We start from the raw sequence: 17,282 nt of genomic DNA on the forward strand, positions 1-17,282 counted from the left end.
CCCTCCTCTTTTCTCCCTCACCGTTCGACCGCCGAACTCGCTCAATCGGCGTCGGTCGGCCTCGAGGGTGGCGAGGGAGCACTCGTCGGGTCGTCCCACGGTAGCGGGCCGTCGTACTCCGCAGGAACGTACGGACATAGTGGGTCGCTCTCGAGGGGGTCGCCGGTGTAGGCGTAGGCTCGAGAGCGACTCCCGCCACAGACCGTTCGGAACTCACAGGCCCCGCACTTTCCGCGAAGTCGACCGCGATCACGGAGGGATCGAAACAGCGCCGAGTCGCGATAGATGGCAGTAATCGGTTCCTCGCGGACGTTGCCGGCGGACACCGGGAGGAAGCCGGACGGGTAGACCTCGCCGACGTGGCTGACGAACGCGAAGCCGTCGCCGGCAACGATTCCGCTTCGGCGTCGGAGGCCGTCGGCGTCGACCGTTCCGTCGTCCGATTCCCGTCGTTCTTGCAGACGGACGCGTCGGTACTGTGGCGCCTCGGTGGTCTTGACCCCGAACGGTTCGCTGTCGCTGACCTCGCCAAGCCACGACATTACTGCGTCGGCCTCCTCGGGAGAAATCGGCTCGAGGATTCGCCCGCGTCCGACGGGGACGAGGAAGAAGACGCTCCACATGATGACGCCGAGGTCGGCGAGCAGGTCCCTGATCGCCGGAAGTTCGTCGACGGTCTGCCGGCAGACAGTCGTGTTGATCTGGACGGGAACGCCGGCCGCACGGGCGTCCTTCATCGCCCGAATCGTCTCCGCGAAGCTTCCCGCCTCGCCCCGGAAAGCGTCGTGGCTCTCGGGGGTCGCGCCGTCGAGACTGAGCGCCATCCGTCGGAGCCCCGCCTCGGAGAGCGCCTCGATGCGGTCTCTTGTGACCGACCGGGTTCCGCTTGGCGTAATCGTCATCCGCAGGCCGAGGTCGGTTCCGTACTCGATCAGTTCCGGGACGTCGTCACGGACCAGCGGGTCGCCGCCCGAGAGCACCACGAGCTGGCCCTCTCCAAAGTCGCTCGTGTCCTCGAGCAGTCGCTTTCCGTCGGCGGTTGTCAACTCGTCGGGGTGACGCTCCGGTTGGGCGTCGGCCCGGCAGTGGGTGCACGCGAGCGCGCAGGCCCGGGTCTGTTCCCAGATTAGCACGAATGGGCGTTTCGACGTGTCGATCGATCGGCGACCGGGTGGCCCTGGCATAGATACTCACCCGCCGTTGGCGACGCCGCCTACAAAGGGTCGGTTCTCGTTCTCGGGATCCGGGAACGCCGCCCGAAGACGTTCGCAACGAGGGATATACCTCCGAGAACCCAACCGCGAACGAACACGATGGTCGAATCTGTACGTCGCGAGCGAGTGGCGGGGGATCGCCGCGGAACGCCGCTCCCACAGTGGGAGGTCTTCCTTCGGGAGGACCGAGACAAGCGCCTTCATCACGTCGGCAGCGTTTCGGCGACGAGCGTCGAGGAGGCCGTCGACAACGCCTCGCGGCTCTTCGGTCGGTATGCCGCGGACCTCTGGGTGTGCCCGGCCGAGGCGGTCGAACGGTACTCGACGCGCCCGCTGTCCACCGCAGCCGACTCGCCGGACGAGGCGTCTGGTCGAAAGGCCTCTCGGGAAGCCTCACCCGAGCCTCGCGCCTTCGAGGAGGCCGAAGAAACCCCGCGGGTGAACGACTCGTGATCTCGATAAGCAAGCTCCTCTGTGACCTCGACGCCGAGGGCGACGGGCTTCGCTACGACGCCGCCGATGGCTCGAGCAAGCCCCAGATCACGACCGGAAAACAGCGCCGTCCGGTCGTCGTCTGGAACGCGACGCGCCGCTGCAATCTCCACTGCGCACACTGTTACGCGGCGGCCGAAACCGAGCCCGCAGCGGGCGAGTTCTCGACGATCGAAGCCCGACGGTTCCTCGAGCAGTTGGCGGATTACGGTGTCCCCGTGGTCCTCTTCTCCGGCGGGGAACCACTCGTCAGGCAGGATCTTCCCGAACTCGTTGAGCACGCCGCAGACCTCGGACTCCGGCCCGTTCTCTCGACGAACGGGACGCTCATCACGCCCGAAAAGGCGGCTCGGCTCGAGGCGGCCGGGCTACAGTATGCCGGCATCTCCGTCGACGGCCTCCCGGAGCGCAACGACGCGTTCCGGGGGAAAGAGGGTGCCTTCGATGCCGCCGTCCGGGGAATCGAAGCCTGTCAGTCGGCCGGGCTCAAGACCGGACTACGGTATACGATCACCGAGGCGAACGCCGCCGACCTCGAGGGTGTCGTCGACTTGCTGACCGACGTGGGTGTCGATCGGTTCTGCTTCTACCACCTCGATTACGGCGGGCGCGGCGCCGACATCACCGACATCGACCTTAGCCCCGAGGCGACCCGCGACGCGGTCAGACGACTCTGTGACCTGACGCTCGAGTACCACGACCGCGGCGAGGAGATCGAGACTCTGCTAGTCGGCAACTACGTCGACGCGCCCTTCCTCGTCGAGTACGCCGCCGACCGCTTTGGCCCCGAAAAAGCCGGGTCGGTCTACCGCCATCTCGTGCGAAACGGGGGCGACCCGACGGGCGAGCGCATCGCGGACGTCGACTACGAGGGAAACGTCCACCTGACCCAGTTCTGGCAGGGCTACAGCCTCGGCAACGTTCGCGACCGACCGTTCGGCAACATCTGGGACGACGAGACGAATCCGTTGCTCGACGATCTTCGAGCGCGCGAGGACCACCTTACCGGGCGGTGTTCGACGTGCCAGTATCGGTCAATCTGTCGCGGTGGATCTCGATTGCGGGCGCTCTCGAGTGATTCCCTCTTCGGACCCGACCCGCAGTGTTATCTCACAGAAACTGAGCGTCACGGCGAGTTGCCGATCGCTCGTTGATAGCCATATTAGATGCTCGTCAGGGGCATGTGGGGCCCTCGAGGCGGGCCTCGGGCACAGACCGGTCGCGTTATTCGTAGGGGGTGAACGACCCGTTGATGTCCCACTCGTGAATACAGTGGGGGTTACCGCGCTCACCGTCGGGTGCGTGTTGCCAGGCGGACTGGGCGTCGTCCCAGCGTTCCGTCCGGCCACAGCGTTCGCATACCCGCGTCGTTGGTTTCTGCATCTGGACGCTCATTGCCCACGATGAGAACGCTGTGCATATAACAGTAGCTGTGACCGGCAAGTGCTGCCCACCCCCACCTCCTCCTTCGCTCAAGTTTCGTCCTCACACCAGGAAGTCGAGATCAGTCCTCCTCGCTCGAGACTACTTTGGGAAGGCGCTGAGCGGTCAGTACACCGCGTCGACGATCTCCTGGTCGAGTTGCTCGAAGGACTCGAGGTACTCACGACGCTCCTCGCGTAGCGTTTCGAGTTCGCCATCGTAATCGTCGACGTACTCGGCGACGCGGAACGCCTCGATGTCCATTCCGGGCACGTTCGCAGGGACGTCGAGGCCGAGTTGCTCGTCCCGGGTCCACTCGACGGTCCCTCGTGCGAGTTCGGTCAGGATCGTCACGGACTCGGTGACGCCGACGTCCTTCGAGTTCGCGTTGGAGTAACCGACCGTCCCCGTGTTCACGACGTAACACTCGAGGTCCAGCGAGGTGACCAGCTCTCGCAGACGGTTCCCCTCCTCGCCTTCCGGACCGATGATGAACGGATTCGTCCCCACGACCCGGATACGTTCGCCGGCGCGGTCGGGGTCGCCGGCGCTCGTCTCGATCGATTCACCCAGCATGAACGCGACCGCCGCCTGTTCGTCGTCGAGTCTGGCGACCGGCGGCATCAGCGGGTTCCGTGTGATGAAAAAGAGCTGATCGACGTCCTGGAGGTCGATGTCCTGGCTGGCGTTGGGCAGTTCCGAGCGTCGGATGATGGCGCGACCGTTCTTCGTGTATCGATTGTCGTCGAAGTCGACCGTCCCGTCTTCGTCGACGGCGACGTTCTCGAGCGCGGCCGATTCGTCGGTGACCGCGGCGTGTATCCCGGGTTGCTCGTCGGCGTCCAGGCCGTGCGTTTTCACGTAGAGGCCGCCGCCCTCGCTGCCGGCGACTGATCCATCGGGCAAGAGCGCGCAGACGTCGTCCTGGACCATGACCGCCTCCTCGGGGGCTTCGAGCCAGCAGCCGTGGGCTGTGAGCGTCGATTTTCCGGTCGCGGAGAGTCCCATAAAGAGTTGACCGACGGTCTCGAGGTTGGAGTCGGTTCCGTCCTCGTGTTCGAGGTGGTTTTCGGGTTCGACAGTGTCGTCGTCGGCCGCTCGAGCCACGCGAACGCGCTTGCTGCCGGCGTGCAGGCCGAGGCCGCCGAGTCGTTTCGCCCGGTGCATGAACAGCCGGAGGAACGACTTCTTCGCTTCGCCGGTGTAGTCGCTGCCGACGACGGCGGTGAAGCCGTCGTCCGGAAGGATTCGAATCGCCGTCTCCGACGCGTCCGGAACCTGCACCGTGACGAAGTCCGGGTCGCGACCGTCGGTCGGCTCGAACAGCATCGCCCAGGCGTGAGCGATTCGCGCGTACTCGACCGGGACGTACAATCGGCAGCAAAACGTCGCTTCCGGGTGTGTGCCGACGAGTCGGTCGACACAGAGCATCGCGCGGTTCTCGACGGCCTCGGTCGCCTGGTCGATGGCGGCGTAATCCGCCTCGCCGAAGTCGTCGTCGACGGCGTTTTTCGTCCGGTCGGCGCTCCGGGACCGGAACTCGCTCACGTAGGACGCGGAGCCGAACTCGGTCGTTGTCTCGTCGGCGGCGGCGAGTTCGCGGAGCCCGGCGATCAGGTCGTCGTCGGTGCGGTGGGTGGGCGGTTCCTCGACCGTCGTCGAGCTCACCGGACCGTAGTACTGGACGTTCGGGGCACGCTTCGGATCGGCCAGGGACTCGCGGACGTGACGCGGCTGCGTCCCGGTTTCGGACATACTAGGAAGAACCACCACTCTGATACATAAATCCGGAGGATTTGCCAGCCGGTATGCCCCCCGTTTCCACGACCCGGCTCAGTAACCCGATTCTGCACTCTCTGATCCCGATTACCTGGCTCATAATCCACCGAAATTCACTGTTTGATCTCTGATATATTCCCCAAATTTACTCGAGGACGAAACAATGTGTCTTCCACGGGTGAGCGGCCTGGACCGACAGAGCAAAGGTCGAACCCGAAGACGCCACGCACGGAACATGATCACGTTCGTCAACTTGCTGGTACGCGATGACGACCTCAGTCACGAGGAGTTCTGTGAGCGCTGGCTGGGCGACCACACCGACCTCGCGTCTGACCTCCCCGGTCTCGAGCGGTACGTCACGTCGACGCCGACCGATCCCTCGAAGTCGGCGTACGACGGCATCGTCCGGCTGACGTTCGCCGACGGTGCGGCGATGGCCGCTGCGTTCGAGTCCGACGTCGGGCAGGAGGTGCAAGCCGACGCGGCGACGTTCGCCGACATGGAGGCGAGCGAGACGATGGTCGTCGAGGAGACCGTTCACGTCGACGAGACGGCGCTCCCCTCGGAGAACTCGGAGGACGACTGAGTCGACCACCATGGACGACACGCACTCCACGCAAACGACCGCCGACCGCGTCGTCGACACGCTCGAGGCGCTCGAGGTCGAGTACGTTTTCGGCTATCCGGGTGGCCGTCTCATCGAGGTGTTCGAGACCATTGGCCACCGGGACACCGACGTGACGGTCGTCCGCCCGCGAGACGAGCGCGAGGCGAGCGTCATGGCCGAGGCCTACGGCCGGATGACCGGCTCCCCTGCCGTTCTCGCCGGACAGGGGCCCTGGATCGGCAGCCTCGGCGCCATCGGCCAGATGGAAGCCAGGCTCGGCTCGTCGCCGATGGTCGTGCTCACCGAGGCCTCCGAGCGCGGCGACTACTCCACGCTCGCGCCTTACCAGCAGTCCAGGGGCGACTACGGCGGCCTCTCGCTGCCGAAGATTCTCGACGGCGTGACCAAGGAGTGGTGGTTCCCGCGTACCCCGCCGGAAACCGTCCGCACGGTCCAGCTCGCGTTCAAGCACGCGACCGCCGGTCGGAACGGTCCCTGCGCCGTCATCTTCGACGGCTCGGCGATTACGGACGACCTACCCGGGGACGTGACGCCCGGTCTCTGGGACGACGAAACCCAGGTCAGAAACTGGGAGTCGCGACCGACGGATCGCGACGTCGAAGCCGCTGCGGATGCGCTCGAGAACGCCGACCGCCCCGTCATCCTGGCGGGTAACGGCGTCCACGCGAGTGCCGGCGGCAACGAAACCGGCGAACCCGACGCCTACGACCGACTCGAGGCCGTGGCCGACGCGTACGACGCCATCGTTGCCACCTCCTATCTGGGGAAATCCACCATCCCCGAGACCCACGAGCGCGCGGCGGGCGTCATCGGCTCGTTCGGCCACGAGGGAGCGAACCGCGTCGTCAGCGAGGCGGACGTCCTGGTCGTCGTTGGCTGTCGGATGAACCCGATGGACACGAACTGGCAGGCCGAGTCGTTCATTCGCCCCGACGAACAGACGATCATTCACGCGGACGTCGACTCGCGAAACGCCGGCTGGGTCTACCCGGCCGACGTCGGCCTGATCGGCGACGCCGGTGAAACGCTCACGGCACTGCTCGAGGCGAGCGAGGGCCGCGACGCGGAAAACAACTGGGCGCTCGAGCGAGCGGCCGAGGCGCGTGAGGACTTCCACGCGCCCGCCTGCGAGGCCGAGAGTACACCCATCAAACCCCAGCGCGTGTGCAAGGCCATAGAGGCAGTCGTCGACGAGGACACGGTCGTCACCGCGGACTCCGGGAACAACCGCTTCTGGCTCCTCAACTACTTCCAGACCGAGACGACGGGAAGCTACTACGGGAGCGGCGGCGTCGGTGCGATGGGCTGGGCGGCCCCAGCCGCCGTCACGGGCGCCTTGCTCGGCAAGGACGCCATCTGCGTCGCCGGCGACGGCGGCTTCGCCATGACGATGACGGCCCTCGAGACCGCCGTGGACTGCGACGTCGCACCGACGTTCGTCGTCCTCAACGACACCTCGCTCGGCATGGTTCGCCAGATGGACGATTCGATCCCCGGCGCGCACTTTCACGACACGAACTTCGTCGGCGTGGCGGAGGCGCTCGGCGGAGAGGGCGTCCAGGTCACCGACCCCGCGAACCTCGATGACGCCATCGCGGACGCGAAGGCTGCGTCGGTCCCGACGGTCGTCGACGTACGGATCGACCCCGACGAGGAGATGGCCGACCAGCTCTCGTCGTCGTTCTACGACGAGGTCGGCGGTCTCCACGAGTAGGTCGTCGGAACGACAGCTGTACGAACGTATTTATCCGATGATCACTACTCCTCGGTGATGGCACACCTCGAGCGGCTCTCCGTCTACCCGATCAAGTCACTCGATCCCGTTTCCGTGGACGCGGCCCAGGTTGGTGCAAACGGAGCGCTCGAGTGGGACCGACGGTACGCGATCGTCGACGAGTCCGACGCGTACGTCAACGGAAAGCGTGAGCGCGCAGTCCACCGGTTGCACACGGAGTACGACCTCGAGCGGAAGACGGTCGCGATCGGTGAACGAGGCGGAAAGACGAGGACCTACCACCTCGATGTCGACCGGGATTCCCTCGAGTCGTGGCTTACGGACTTCTTCGGCTACCCCGTCCAGGTCGTCTGTGACGACGAAGGCGGGTTCCCGGACGACACCGACGCCTCCGGGCCGACGGTCATCAGCACGGGGACGCTCGAGGCCGTCGCCGACTGGTACGAGGGTATCGACGTCGACGAGATGCGACGACGGCTGCGGGCGAACCTCGAGATTAACGCCGACGAGGCGTTCTGGGAGGACCGCCTGTACGATCGACCGGGCCGAGCGGTATCGTTCGACCTCGGCGACGTGACGCTTCTGGGAATCAACCCCTGCCAGCGCTGTGTCGTGCCAACGCGTGATCCGGACACGGGTGAGGACACCCCTGGCTTTCGCGGGACGTTCGTCGAACGCCGGGAAGCGACGCTCCCGTCGTGGGCCGGGTCGGACTGGTTCGACCACTACTTCCGGCTCATGGTCAATACGACGGTTCCCGACGACCAGTGGGAGACCACTCTCTCGGTCGGCGACGACGTACGCCTCGGCGAGTCGACTCGAGTCGCCAGTTCGTAGCGCAAGCGGCGGTCGGTTTCGCCCACACCGCTGTGCGTCGCTCGACTCGGATCCGGCTTCTACCCCGGTCGAGGCGGTTCCGTTCGCTTCAGGGCGGTACGTCGGCTCTCGGGGTGTTCACATCACGGTCTCGAGCCACGGCGCCATGTCAGAACGCTTTTGCCGTCAACGATGGAGATTCGTGATAATGTCTGCGGACACAGTACTCGTCACGGGTGGCACGGGATTCATCGGTTCGTACGTCGTTGAGGACCTGGTCGAAGCGGGTCACGACGTCGTCGCGTTCGACCTCTCGACAGACCCGCGGATCCTCGAGAAACTCGGCGTCGCCGACGACATCGACATCCGCCGCGGAGACGTTTCCGAGGTGACCGACGTCATCGGCGCCGTTCGTGAGACAGGCGCGACGCACATCGTCCACCTCGCCGCGCTGTTGACGACCACCGCGCGTGAGAACCCACGCGCAGCGATGAACGTCAACATCGAGGGGACGAACAACGTCTTCGAAGCCGCCCGAATTCTCGACGACCAGGTCGAGCGCGTCGCCTGGGCGTCTTCTGCCGCGGTGTTCGCGCCGCCGACGAACTACACGGCAAACGACGGCTGGGTCACCGAGGACGACCTCGTCTACCCCGACACACTCTACGGAGCGACCAAGGAGTACAACGAACACCAGGCGCGGGTCTACTACGAGGACCACGGCGTCTCCCACGTCGCACTCCGTCCGACGGTCGCCTACGGCCCTTACCGCGAGACCGGAGGCTCCGCGTTTCTGGCGAACATCATCGAGAAGCCGGCCCTCGGCGAGCCGTTCGCCGTCGAGTACGGCGACCAGGTGATCGACTGGCAGTACGTCCGGGACATCGCTCAGGCGTTCCGCAAGGCAACGTTCGCCCCCGACGAGCGCCTCTCCCGTCGCGTCTACAACGTCCGCGGGACCGTCGCGACCATCCGTGAGGCCGCCGAGACGGTCGAATCGATCGTCCCTGACGCCGACCTCGAGGTATCCGACGAGGGCGAACTCCCGTGGACCCAGAAACTCGACATGACTGCGGCGAAGGACGACCTGGGGTACGATCCCGAGTACGACCTCGAGACCGGGTTTCGGGAGTACATCGACGTGTTGCGGGCCGAAAACGGCCTCGACCCCCTCTGATCGGGCGACCTCGACTCCTTTTGACCGGGCGACCTCGACTCCTTTTGACCAGGCGATAACGAGCGACGGCCGGTCCACGTTTCGATGCGCGCTGATTTTCAGTTCTGGTATTTTGAGCCAAAAGGCAAAGAGGCCACCCCGTCATCCGGTCGCATGGCTATCGGTCTCGATATCGGAACGGGGGCCCTCCGGTCGGTGAGAGACGACGGCTCGGGCACGGTCGTCACGAGTCAACCGGCCGCGGTGCTCCCGCTCGAGGACGGCACGGACGTACTGGATGAAGAGCAAACTGAGCTGTCGTTCGACCACGACGGAACGACGTACCTCGTCGGGACGGCGGCCCGTTCGGTCGCCCGAGCGAACGGCGCCGAACCGGTCCCGTTGTTCACGAACGGAACGCTCGAGCACGGGTGGTGCGGCCGCGCCCTCGAGACGCTCGTGGCCGCCGTCCTGGATGGGTCAGACGCGAAGGAATGCTGGTACACGACGCCGGGAACGCTCGTCGAGACCGACGAAAATGCGGTCGAGGCCGGAAACACGACCGAGATGCGAGAGACTGTCGCGACCGCCGTCGCCGAGTGTGTCGACGAGGCGACGCCGATCGGCAAGGGTTTTGCCGTCGTCTACGATCAACTCGGCGAGGACAACTACACGGGACTGGGCGTCTGCATCGAGTCCCAGACGACGAGCGTCGGACTGGCGTACTACGGCGTCCCGGTGCTCGCCTGCTCGCTCGCACGGGGGAGCGACTGGCTCGTCGATCGCGCTGCCGCCCAGACCGATTACGCTCCCGACCAGATCGCTTCGATCCTCGAGGGCTTCACGCTCGATCCGAACGCGGCGACCGGCGACGTCGAGAGCGCCTTTGCACGGGCCCACGACGAACTGGTTGCCGACCTGATCGCCCTGATACGCGCTCGAGCGGGCGACGTCGACCTCCAGCAGGGGCTCAGCGTCCCCGTCGCCGTCGGCGGGGACGAGGCGGTCGTAGGAATCGAGTTCCTCCTCGGCGGCCGGTTCGACGCCGCTTCGCTCCCGTTCTCGATTCGCGGCGTTCGCCTCGCGGAGACTCCCGCCGAGAGCCCGGTTCGAGGCGCGCTCGAGGCCGCCAGAGACGGCGTCGTCGGTTACGAGGGTGTCCTCTGGGGTCACGGCCACCACTCCGGACAGTCGAACGGGTCAGTCGACGCCGCCTCGTCGTCCTCGCCTGGCGCGGAGGTGGGAGGTGGAGCGAGCGCGTCGTCCGGTGGAGCCGATACGACGCTCTCGTTCGACGATGCAGCCCGCGAGACCGAGCGCGCTCGAAGTGACGACGCCATCACGCAACTGTTCGAACGCCTGGGCTCGAGAGACGACGAGATGGACGCGGTGGTCGGCGATCTCGAGACCCTCGAGTCGGCGGTCGAGTCCATCGACGAGACTGTCGAGGCGGTCACGACCGGCGTCGAGTCACTCGCCGACGGCCTCGAGGACGTCTCCGACGCCAGCGCGAAGGCCGAGACCGTCGACGCGCTCGAGACGCGCCTCGAGAGCGTTTCGAGTGACCTCGAGTCGACGACCGAGGCGGTGGAGTCGGCCAGCTCGACGGTCCAGACACTCGCCGACGACCTCGAATCCGTCGAATCGGCGCTCGACGCTTGCGCGACGCAGGCGTCGCTGGCGGCCGTCGAGGGCGACGTGGAATCGACGCTGGAAGCGGTTCGACGACTCGAGCAAACCGTCGAATCGATCACCGAGACGGCGAACGATCTCGAGGCCGACCTCTCGACGCTCGAGTCCGACACCGACGAGCGGTTCTCGGACGCGGCCCAGAATCGCGACGGACTCGCCGACAGTTTGTCGTCCCTCGAGGCGGACCTCTCGGCGCTCGAAGAGACGGTCCCCTCGGACGACGCGTTCGAGGCCGTCCGATCGGACATCGACGAGGCGGTCCAGGACGTCGACTCTGCCACCGCGGCGGTCGAGTCGGTCTCGTCGGATCTCGAGCGCGTTACCGAGACGGTCGACGGCGTCGAGTCCACGCTGGAGGGCCACGCGGCGGCGATTCACGACGTGGAGGCGGCCGTCGACGAACAGGCGGCGTCCGTTCGCGAGACGGAAGCCGTTCTCGAGGATCACGCGACTGAACTCGAGTCCCTGTCCGACGGCCTCGAGACGACGGGTGACGCCGTCGCCGCCCTCGAGAACGACGTATCGAGTCTCGACGACGCGGTCTCTGTCCTCGAAACCGACGCGTCCGAACGCGACGATCGGATCGACTCGACCGACGAGCGCGCAGTGGCTGCACTCGAGCGCGTCGAATCGATCGAGTCGTCGCTCCAGGAGCGTCGGGAACGCGAGGAGCGCGAGGAGCGCGAGAAATCCGAGATACGCGAAGAACAAATTCCTGCCGTCGACGTCGAACACCTCGAGGAACGAACGACTGCGCTCGCAGAGCGCCTCGCGAACGTCGAATCGTCGGTCGATTCGGGAGCGACAGTGACTGAACGGGTCGACGCACTGGCGGATGAACGGGAGAACCAGTCGAGCCGATTCGAGGCCCTCGAAGCCGAGCAATCGGCCCAGGACGACCGCCTCGAGGGGCTCGCGTCGGCGGTAGACGACCTCGACGCGCAGTCCGGGGAATCGGAATCGATTGGGAACGCCGACCTCGTTCGAATTGTAGCCGCCGGTGGCGGCAGCGCCGGCATCGTCGCCGGCGGAACCGTGGCGATGGCAGGTGCGACGCTAGTGGGCCTGGCGGCTACCGTCCTAGGACTCGCGGCGCTCGCGTTCGCGTTCGTGGCGGCCCAGCGGAACTGAATCGCTTTCGTCGGTCGCTCCTACCGACCCAGACCCACGCATCGAATCAATCGACGACACGTTTCTCCTTTGTTGGGCCGAACTCCGCGCCGGAACCGAGCGTACACGTCCGCTCCAGAACTGTCACGACGAACGGGGAACCGCTCCCCTCCTGCCGCCACCCCAAAATCGCCACGCGAAACGGCGACGAGGATAACGTTTATCCCGCTCATGCCCGATGTTTGCACTAGTCATGGCCGAGGAACCAGATACCGACGAGGAAACCGAACTCGAGGCGCGGTTAGCCGAGGGGGAGACCTACGAGCCGCCGGCGTCGTTCGTCGACCAGGCGAACGTGAGCGACCCCGAGATTTACGAGGAGTTCGCAGAGAACTGGCCGGAGTGTTGGGAGCGCGCCGCGGACCTGCTCTCCTGGAGCCAGGAGTACGACACCGTCCTCGAGGACGACGACGCGCCGTTCTATCGGTGGTTCACCGACGGCGAGTTGAATGCCTCCTACAACTGTCTGGATCGCCACGTCGAGAACGGTGCGAAGAATCGGGCGGCGATCAAGTGGGAGGGCGAACTCGGGGAAACTCGAACGTATACCTACAGCGACCTGCTGTACGAGGTCGAGGCGTTTGCCGCCTCGTTGCGGGAGCTAGGCGTCCAGGAGGACGACGTCGTCACGCTCTACCTGCCGATGATTCCGGAGCTACCCATCGCGATGCTCGCGTGTGCCCGCATCGGCGCGCCCCACTCGGTGGTGTTCGCTGGCTTCTCCGCCGACGCGCTCGCGACCCGGATGAACGCCGCCGACAGCGAGTACCTCGTCACCTGCGACGGCTACTACCGGCGCGGTGATCCATTGAACCACAAGGAGAAGGCGGACAAGGGGCTTCGCGGCGTCGATCACGACGTCGAGACGGTCGTCGTCGACCGTCTCGGCGACGAACTGAACCACTTCCTCGGCGCCAACGCCCACGATTACGAGGAACTGGTCGACGCACACGAAGGCGAGACGGTCGAGCCGGTCTCGCGCGATGCGGAGGACATGCTGTTCCTGATGTACACTTCGGGCACCACCGGTCAGCCAAAGGGGGTGAAACACACCACGGGGGGCTATCTGTCGTACGCCGCCTGGACTTCTCACGCCGTCCTGGACGTCAAACCCGAGGACACCTACTGGTGTGCAGCGGACATCGGCTGGATTACGGGGCATTCGTACATCGTCTACGGCCCCCTGGCACTCGGGACGACTACCGTGATGTACGAGGGGACGCCCGACTACCCCGAGAAGGACCGGCTGTGGGAACTCGTCGAGAAGAACGACGTCGACATCTTCTACACCGCCCCCACCGCCATCCGGGCGTTCATGAAGTGGGGCAAACAGTATCCCGATCAACACGACCTCTCCTCGCTTCGGCTTCTGGGCACCGTGGGCGAACCGATCAACCCGCGGGCGTGGCAGTGGTACTACGATCACATCGGCGACGGCGAGTGTCCTATCATCGACACCTGGTGGCAAACGGAGACGGGCGGGATGATGATCACCACCCTCCCCGGCATCGGGGAGATGAAACCCGGCTCGGCCGGGCCACCCTTGCCGGGTATCGACGCCCGCATCGTTGACGCCAGCGGCGACCAGGTCGAGGCGGGCAACGCCGGCTACCTTACGGTGAATAATCCGTGGCCGGGGATGCTGCGCACGCTGTACAACAACGACGAGCGCTTCCTCTCCGAGTACTGGCAGGAGTACTCCGACGAGGAAAGCGACGAGTGGGTGTACTTCCCCGAAGACGGCGCGAAAATCGACGACGACGGCTACATCACCATCCTCGGGCGCGTCGACGACGTCATCAACGTCTCCGGGCACCGCCTGGGCACGATGGAAATCGAGAGCGCCATCGTCGGCGTCGAGGGCGTCGCCGAAGCCGCCGTCGTCGGTGGCGACCACGACATCAAAGGCGAAGCCGTCTACGCCTACGTCATCCTCGAGGACGATGCCAACGCGACCGACTCGATGCGCGACCGAATTATCGAGGGGGTAGAAGACGCCATCGGGCCCATCGCTCGACCCGAAGAGGTCATCGTCACCCCCGAACTCCCCAAAACCCGTTCGGGCAAGATCATGCGTCGCCTGCTCGAGGACATCGCCTCGGGCAACGAACTTGGCGACACCTCGACGCTCCGGAACCCGGACGTCGTCGAGGACATCGCTGCCCAGGTTGGGGACGACTGAGGCGTAGGTCGATTACGAGACCTAGTAAACAGGTTTATTATTTATCCGCCTGAACGTCAGGGTGCTATGGCAGACGAAGACGAACTTCGCGAGCAGTTTACCGAGGCGTTCGAAGGCGCAGACTACCCCATCTCGAGCCCGATGGACCTCGTACCCGCCCTACCGAACGGGCCGGGAACGAAGTTCGAGTCCGGTGACTTCTCTATGACGGCGATGGAGCTGAACACGAAGCTCTCGGGCGGTGACTTCCCCTACGAGAACGTCGACGCCTTCGTCGACGACGTCATGGAGAAGCTGAAGGCCCGGGACGAGATCTAATCGGTCGATCGGACGGAGTCGATACCGATCCTTCGGCGACAGAACGGCCGCTCGAGCGGGTGCTGACGTGCCGAAGTGGTTTTCCGTTCACCGCGTGTGAAAGCTGGCGATGTCCTCGTTCCCACAGGACGGACACGTACTCGACGGCGAGTCGACGCCGGTTCCACACCGCCGACACTCGTAAATCGTTTCGCGTTCCGACTCGGAAAACAGCAGCGATTTAACGGTATCTATCATCCCATCCCCACTCACACATCAGGCAGACACGGTATAAGTGAGTGCGATCGTTTGTGCCGCTTGAAACGAATATGCAACTGGATAAACCGCAAGAGTACGGCCGTGTCGAGTAGCTACGCCGTGTCCAGACGAGAATCGGCCGTAGCGAACCATTTATCCACCCGGGTTGCCAATCGACTAACAAGACCGGGGAACTCGAGGTGATTCAGTCGACACGGACGGTTCGCTCGTGCGTTCACGCTTCCTCTGAAAAGTCGACTCTGCTCCTCGCGAACCCCGTTTGCGCTCTCAGACGAAGCGTCTCGTCGGATAGCGTATCCGGCTACCGCCGCCGCAGGAGGCGTACGTCCGAGCGATTACCGCTGCAGGCCCAACGGCCGTGATCTGACTATGTCGACCAGCCCCGATTCACACGCAGTCCTCATCGCCTCATCGACGGACGCCGATGCGCTCGTCGAAGAACTCGCGGACGGTCTCGACCGTCCGGTTCGAACCGTCACCTCGCGCGAGGCGTGTCTTCGACTCCTCGAGGACGGTGCCGAGCAGTTTCCGGTGGTTGTCGTCTGCGCTCGCGACGAGTCGTGGGTTCGTTCGATTCTCGAGACGCTGACGGACGAATCCGATCGCCGACGAACGATCGTCGTCTCGCCGGTGGGATCTGATCGCCTCGCGACCGCCGCGATCCGGGGTGGTGCCGACGATTACGTTCCTACGTCGTCACTGGATGCGATCGACGACCGAGTAGAGACCCACTGGGAGCGCGCCCTCGAGCACATCGGTTCGCCCCGACCCGTCACGACCGCTGCCGAGGTACTCGCGACGACGTTGCCCGACGAGGTCTTCGTGATCGGGGCGGACGGAACTTACCTCGACGCGAACGTTCGACCGGATGCGGCCGACCTCTACACCGTCGCTTCGACGGAGTTCGTCGGACAGACGTTGTGGGACGCGTTTCAGAACTCGCAGGCAAACCGCTTACACGAGACGGTCACCGCGGCCCTCGAAAACGACGCCATCGAACACGTCGAGTACGAGACGAACACGACCGAAGGCGTGCGGCTGTACGAGGCGCGAGTCGCCCCGATCGACCTGCGCTCGGCCGATCAGCGAGCCGTAATCTGGTTGGCGCGCGACGTCACCGAACGGGCCAATAGAGAGGAAGCGCTTCGGCAGCGCCGAGATCAACTCCAGTTGCTCAACCGGATCAACGCCGTCGTCCGGCGCATCATCGAGACGCTCGTCGAAGCGCCGACGCAGTCGTCCGTCGAGGACGCCGTTTGCGAGCAGCTCGTCGCCTCCGACCTCTACTGCGGGGCGTGGATCTCTCGGCCCTCCGGGAACGACGACGTGGTCTACCAGACGGGGTGTGGCGACGTCGAGTCCTACCTCGAGCGAATCCAGGAGATCGACCTCGACGCAGATCCCGACCGGCCCATCGTCCGTGCGATGCGGGAGAACACGATTCAGTCGAGCAACGACCTGTCGGAACGTTCAAGCCTCCCAGATCCTCTCAAGGAGGCTGCCCGTGAACACGACATCGAATCGGCCCTGGCGGTCCCACTCGCCCACGGCGACAGCGTGTACGGCGTGCTGACCGTACTGGCTCGTCGAGCGGACGCGTTCGGCGAGCGCGAGGAGGACGCCTTCCGGCTCCTCGGCGAGACGATCGGCTTCGCCATCAACGCGATCAAGAACCGTCGGCTGCTGTTCGCCGATGCCGTGACGGTCCTCGAGTTCCGGATCGAGGGCGGCGACTCGTTCTCGTTCGATCTCTCAACGCAGTACGATTGCACGTGCACCCTCGAGTGGTCGGGGACGACGGCCGCCGGTCGAACCTACCAGTACGTGACGGTCGATGGGCTCGACGGGAAGACGGTACACGACGAAGCGACTGCCCACCCCACCGTCGAGGAGTGTCGACTCATCCACGACGGCGACGACCAGGCGACGATCGAAATCCGGCTCTCGGAGTCCGCGGTTCGAACGCTCACCGGATACGGGGCAACGGTGCGCGACGTCAGCGTCCAGGACGGCGTCGGGCACCTGACGGCCGAGGTCTCCCGGGAGACCGATACGCGAGAGATTGTCGAGGCGATGAAGCGGATCTACGCACAGACTAAACTCGTTTCCAAACGCGAGGCTGACCGACCCGTGATGACCGCCCGCGACCGACGCAATCGAATCGCCGACCGGCTCACAGATCGCCAGCTCACGGCGCTTCGACTTGCGTATTACGGCGGCTACTTCGACTGGCCGCGCGGAAGTACGGGCGAAGAGATCGCCGAATCGATGGGAATTGCTGCGCCGACGATGCACCAGCATCTGCGTCGCGGCTTACAGGAAATTCTCCGGGACTTCTTCGACGAAGACGGGACTGACTGAGAGGGGAGCGCCCTTGGCCTGGAGCGCCGGACGTTACTGTTCGTCCAGAGGCTCGAGCG

13 protein-coding genes are annotated in these 17,282 nt (G+C 65.2%); 10 read left to right on the forward strand and 3 right to left on the reverse strand.

From position 1 onward, the window contains the following. Nucleotides 1-41 precede the first annotated feature (41 nt). Nucleotides 42-1,184: a TIGR04053 family radical SAM/SPASM domain-containing protein gene (locus NGM15_RS03120; protein ID WP_253435136.1), complete on the reverse strand. Its 1,143-nt coding sequence runs from the start codon at nt 1,182-1,184 to the stop codon at nt 42-44. Nucleotides 1,185-1,313: 129 nt separating this feature from the next. Between NGM15_RS03120 and NGM15_RS03125 the strand changes: the two genes are divergently transcribed. After that, nucleotides 1,314-1,667: an Htur_1727 family rSAM-partnered candidate RiPP gene (locus NGM15_RS03125; protein WP_253435138.1), complete on the forward strand. Its 354-nt coding sequence runs from the start codon at nt 1,314-1,316 to the stop codon at nt 1,665-1,667. Beyond that, complete coding sequence (locus tag NGM15_RS03130) at nt 1,664-2,860, forward strand: TIGR04347 family pseudo-SAM/SPASM protein (RefSeq protein ID WP_253435142.1); 1,197 nt, start codon at nt 1,664-1,666, stop codon at nt 2,858-2,860. Before NGM15_RS03125 ends, NGM15_RS03130 begins: the two co-directional genes overlap by 4 nt. 70 nt (nt 2,861-2,930) lie before the next feature. Here NGM15_RS03130 and NGM15_RS03135 read toward each other — a convergent pair whose 3' ends face one another. Together NGM15_RS03135 and NGM15_RS03140 are read right to left on the reverse strand one after the other, a co-directional pair. Further along, nucleotides 2,931-3,101, reverse strand: a complete 171-nt coding sequence (locus NGM15_RS03135; RefSeq protein WP_253435145.1) for an HEWD family protein — start codon at nt 3,099-3,101, stop codon at nt 2,931-2,933. Between the two features lie 153 nt (nt 3,102-3,254). Continuing rightward, the gene (locus NGM15_RS03140) at nt 3,255-4,883 is read right to left on the reverse strand and encodes a phosphoenolpyruvate carboxykinase (ATP) (protein WP_253435148.1); all 1,629 of its coding nucleotides are present in this window, start codon (nt 4,881-4,883) and stop codon (nt 3,255-3,257) included. 259 nt (nt 4,884-5,142) lie between these two features. Between NGM15_RS03140 and NGM15_RS03145 the strand changes: the two genes are divergently transcribed. The 8 genes from NGM15_RS03145 (at nt 5,143) to NGM15_RS03180 (ending at nt 17,223) form a co-directional block, all read left to right on the forward strand. Then, nucleotides 5,143-5,493 (forward strand): EthD family reductase, encoded by a 351-nt coding sequence (locus NGM15_RS03145; RefSeq protein WP_253435150.1) that lies wholly within the window; start codon nt 5,143-5,145, stop codon nt 5,491-5,493. A 10-nt stretch (nt 5,494-5,503) separates the two neighbouring features. After that, nucleotides 5,504-7,249, forward strand: coding sequence for a thiamine pyrophosphate-binding protein (locus NGM15_RS03150; protein WP_253435153.1), 1,746 nt, complete (start codon nt 5,504-5,506; stop codon nt 7,247-7,249). A 57-nt stretch (nt 7,250-7,306) separates the two neighbouring features. Continuing rightward, entirely contained in the window at nt 7,307-8,107 is an 801-nt protein-coding gene (locus NGM15_RS03155) for an MOSC domain-containing protein (protein ID WP_253435156.1), read from the forward strand. Nucleotides 8,108-8,294: 187 nt separating this feature from the next. Further along, nucleotides 8,295-9,263: an NAD-dependent epimerase/dehydratase family protein gene (locus NGM15_RS03160; protein WP_253435159.1), complete on the forward strand. Its 969-nt coding sequence runs from the start codon at nt 8,295-8,297 to the stop codon at nt 9,261-9,263. A 153-nt stretch (nt 9,264-9,416) separates the two neighbouring features. Then, nucleotides 9,417-12,065, forward strand: a complete 2,649-nt coding sequence (locus NGM15_RS03165; RefSeq protein WP_253435161.1) for a disk-shape morphogenesis protein volactin — start codon at nt 9,417-9,419, stop codon at nt 12,063-12,065. Between the two features lie 232 nt (nt 12,066-12,297). Further along, the gene (gene acs, locus NGM15_RS03170) at nt 12,298-14,286 is read left to right on the forward strand and encodes an acetate--CoA ligase (protein WP_253435163.1); all 1,989 of its coding nucleotides are present in this window, start codon (nt 12,298-12,300) and stop codon (nt 14,284-14,286) included. Between the two features lie 66 nt (nt 14,287-14,352). Beyond that, nucleotides 14,353-14,604 (forward strand): MTH865 family protein, encoded by a 252-nt coding sequence (locus NGM15_RS03175; protein ID WP_253435166.1) that lies wholly within the window; start codon nt 14,353-14,355, stop codon nt 14,602-14,604. Nucleotides 14,605-15,231: 627 nt separating this feature from the next. Then, nucleotides 15,232-17,223: a bacterio-opsin activator domain-containing protein gene (locus NGM15_RS03180; protein WP_253435169.1), complete on the forward strand. Its 1,992-nt coding sequence runs from the start codon at nt 15,232-15,234 to the stop codon at nt 17,221-17,223. Nucleotides 17,224-17,282: the final 59 nt, after the last annotated feature.

The sequence above is a fragment of the Natronosalvus halobius genome (assembly GCF_024138145.1).
GTDB classification, from domain to species: Archaea; Halobacteriota; Halobacteria; order Halobacteriales; family Natrialbaceae; genus Natronosalvus; species Natronosalvus halobius.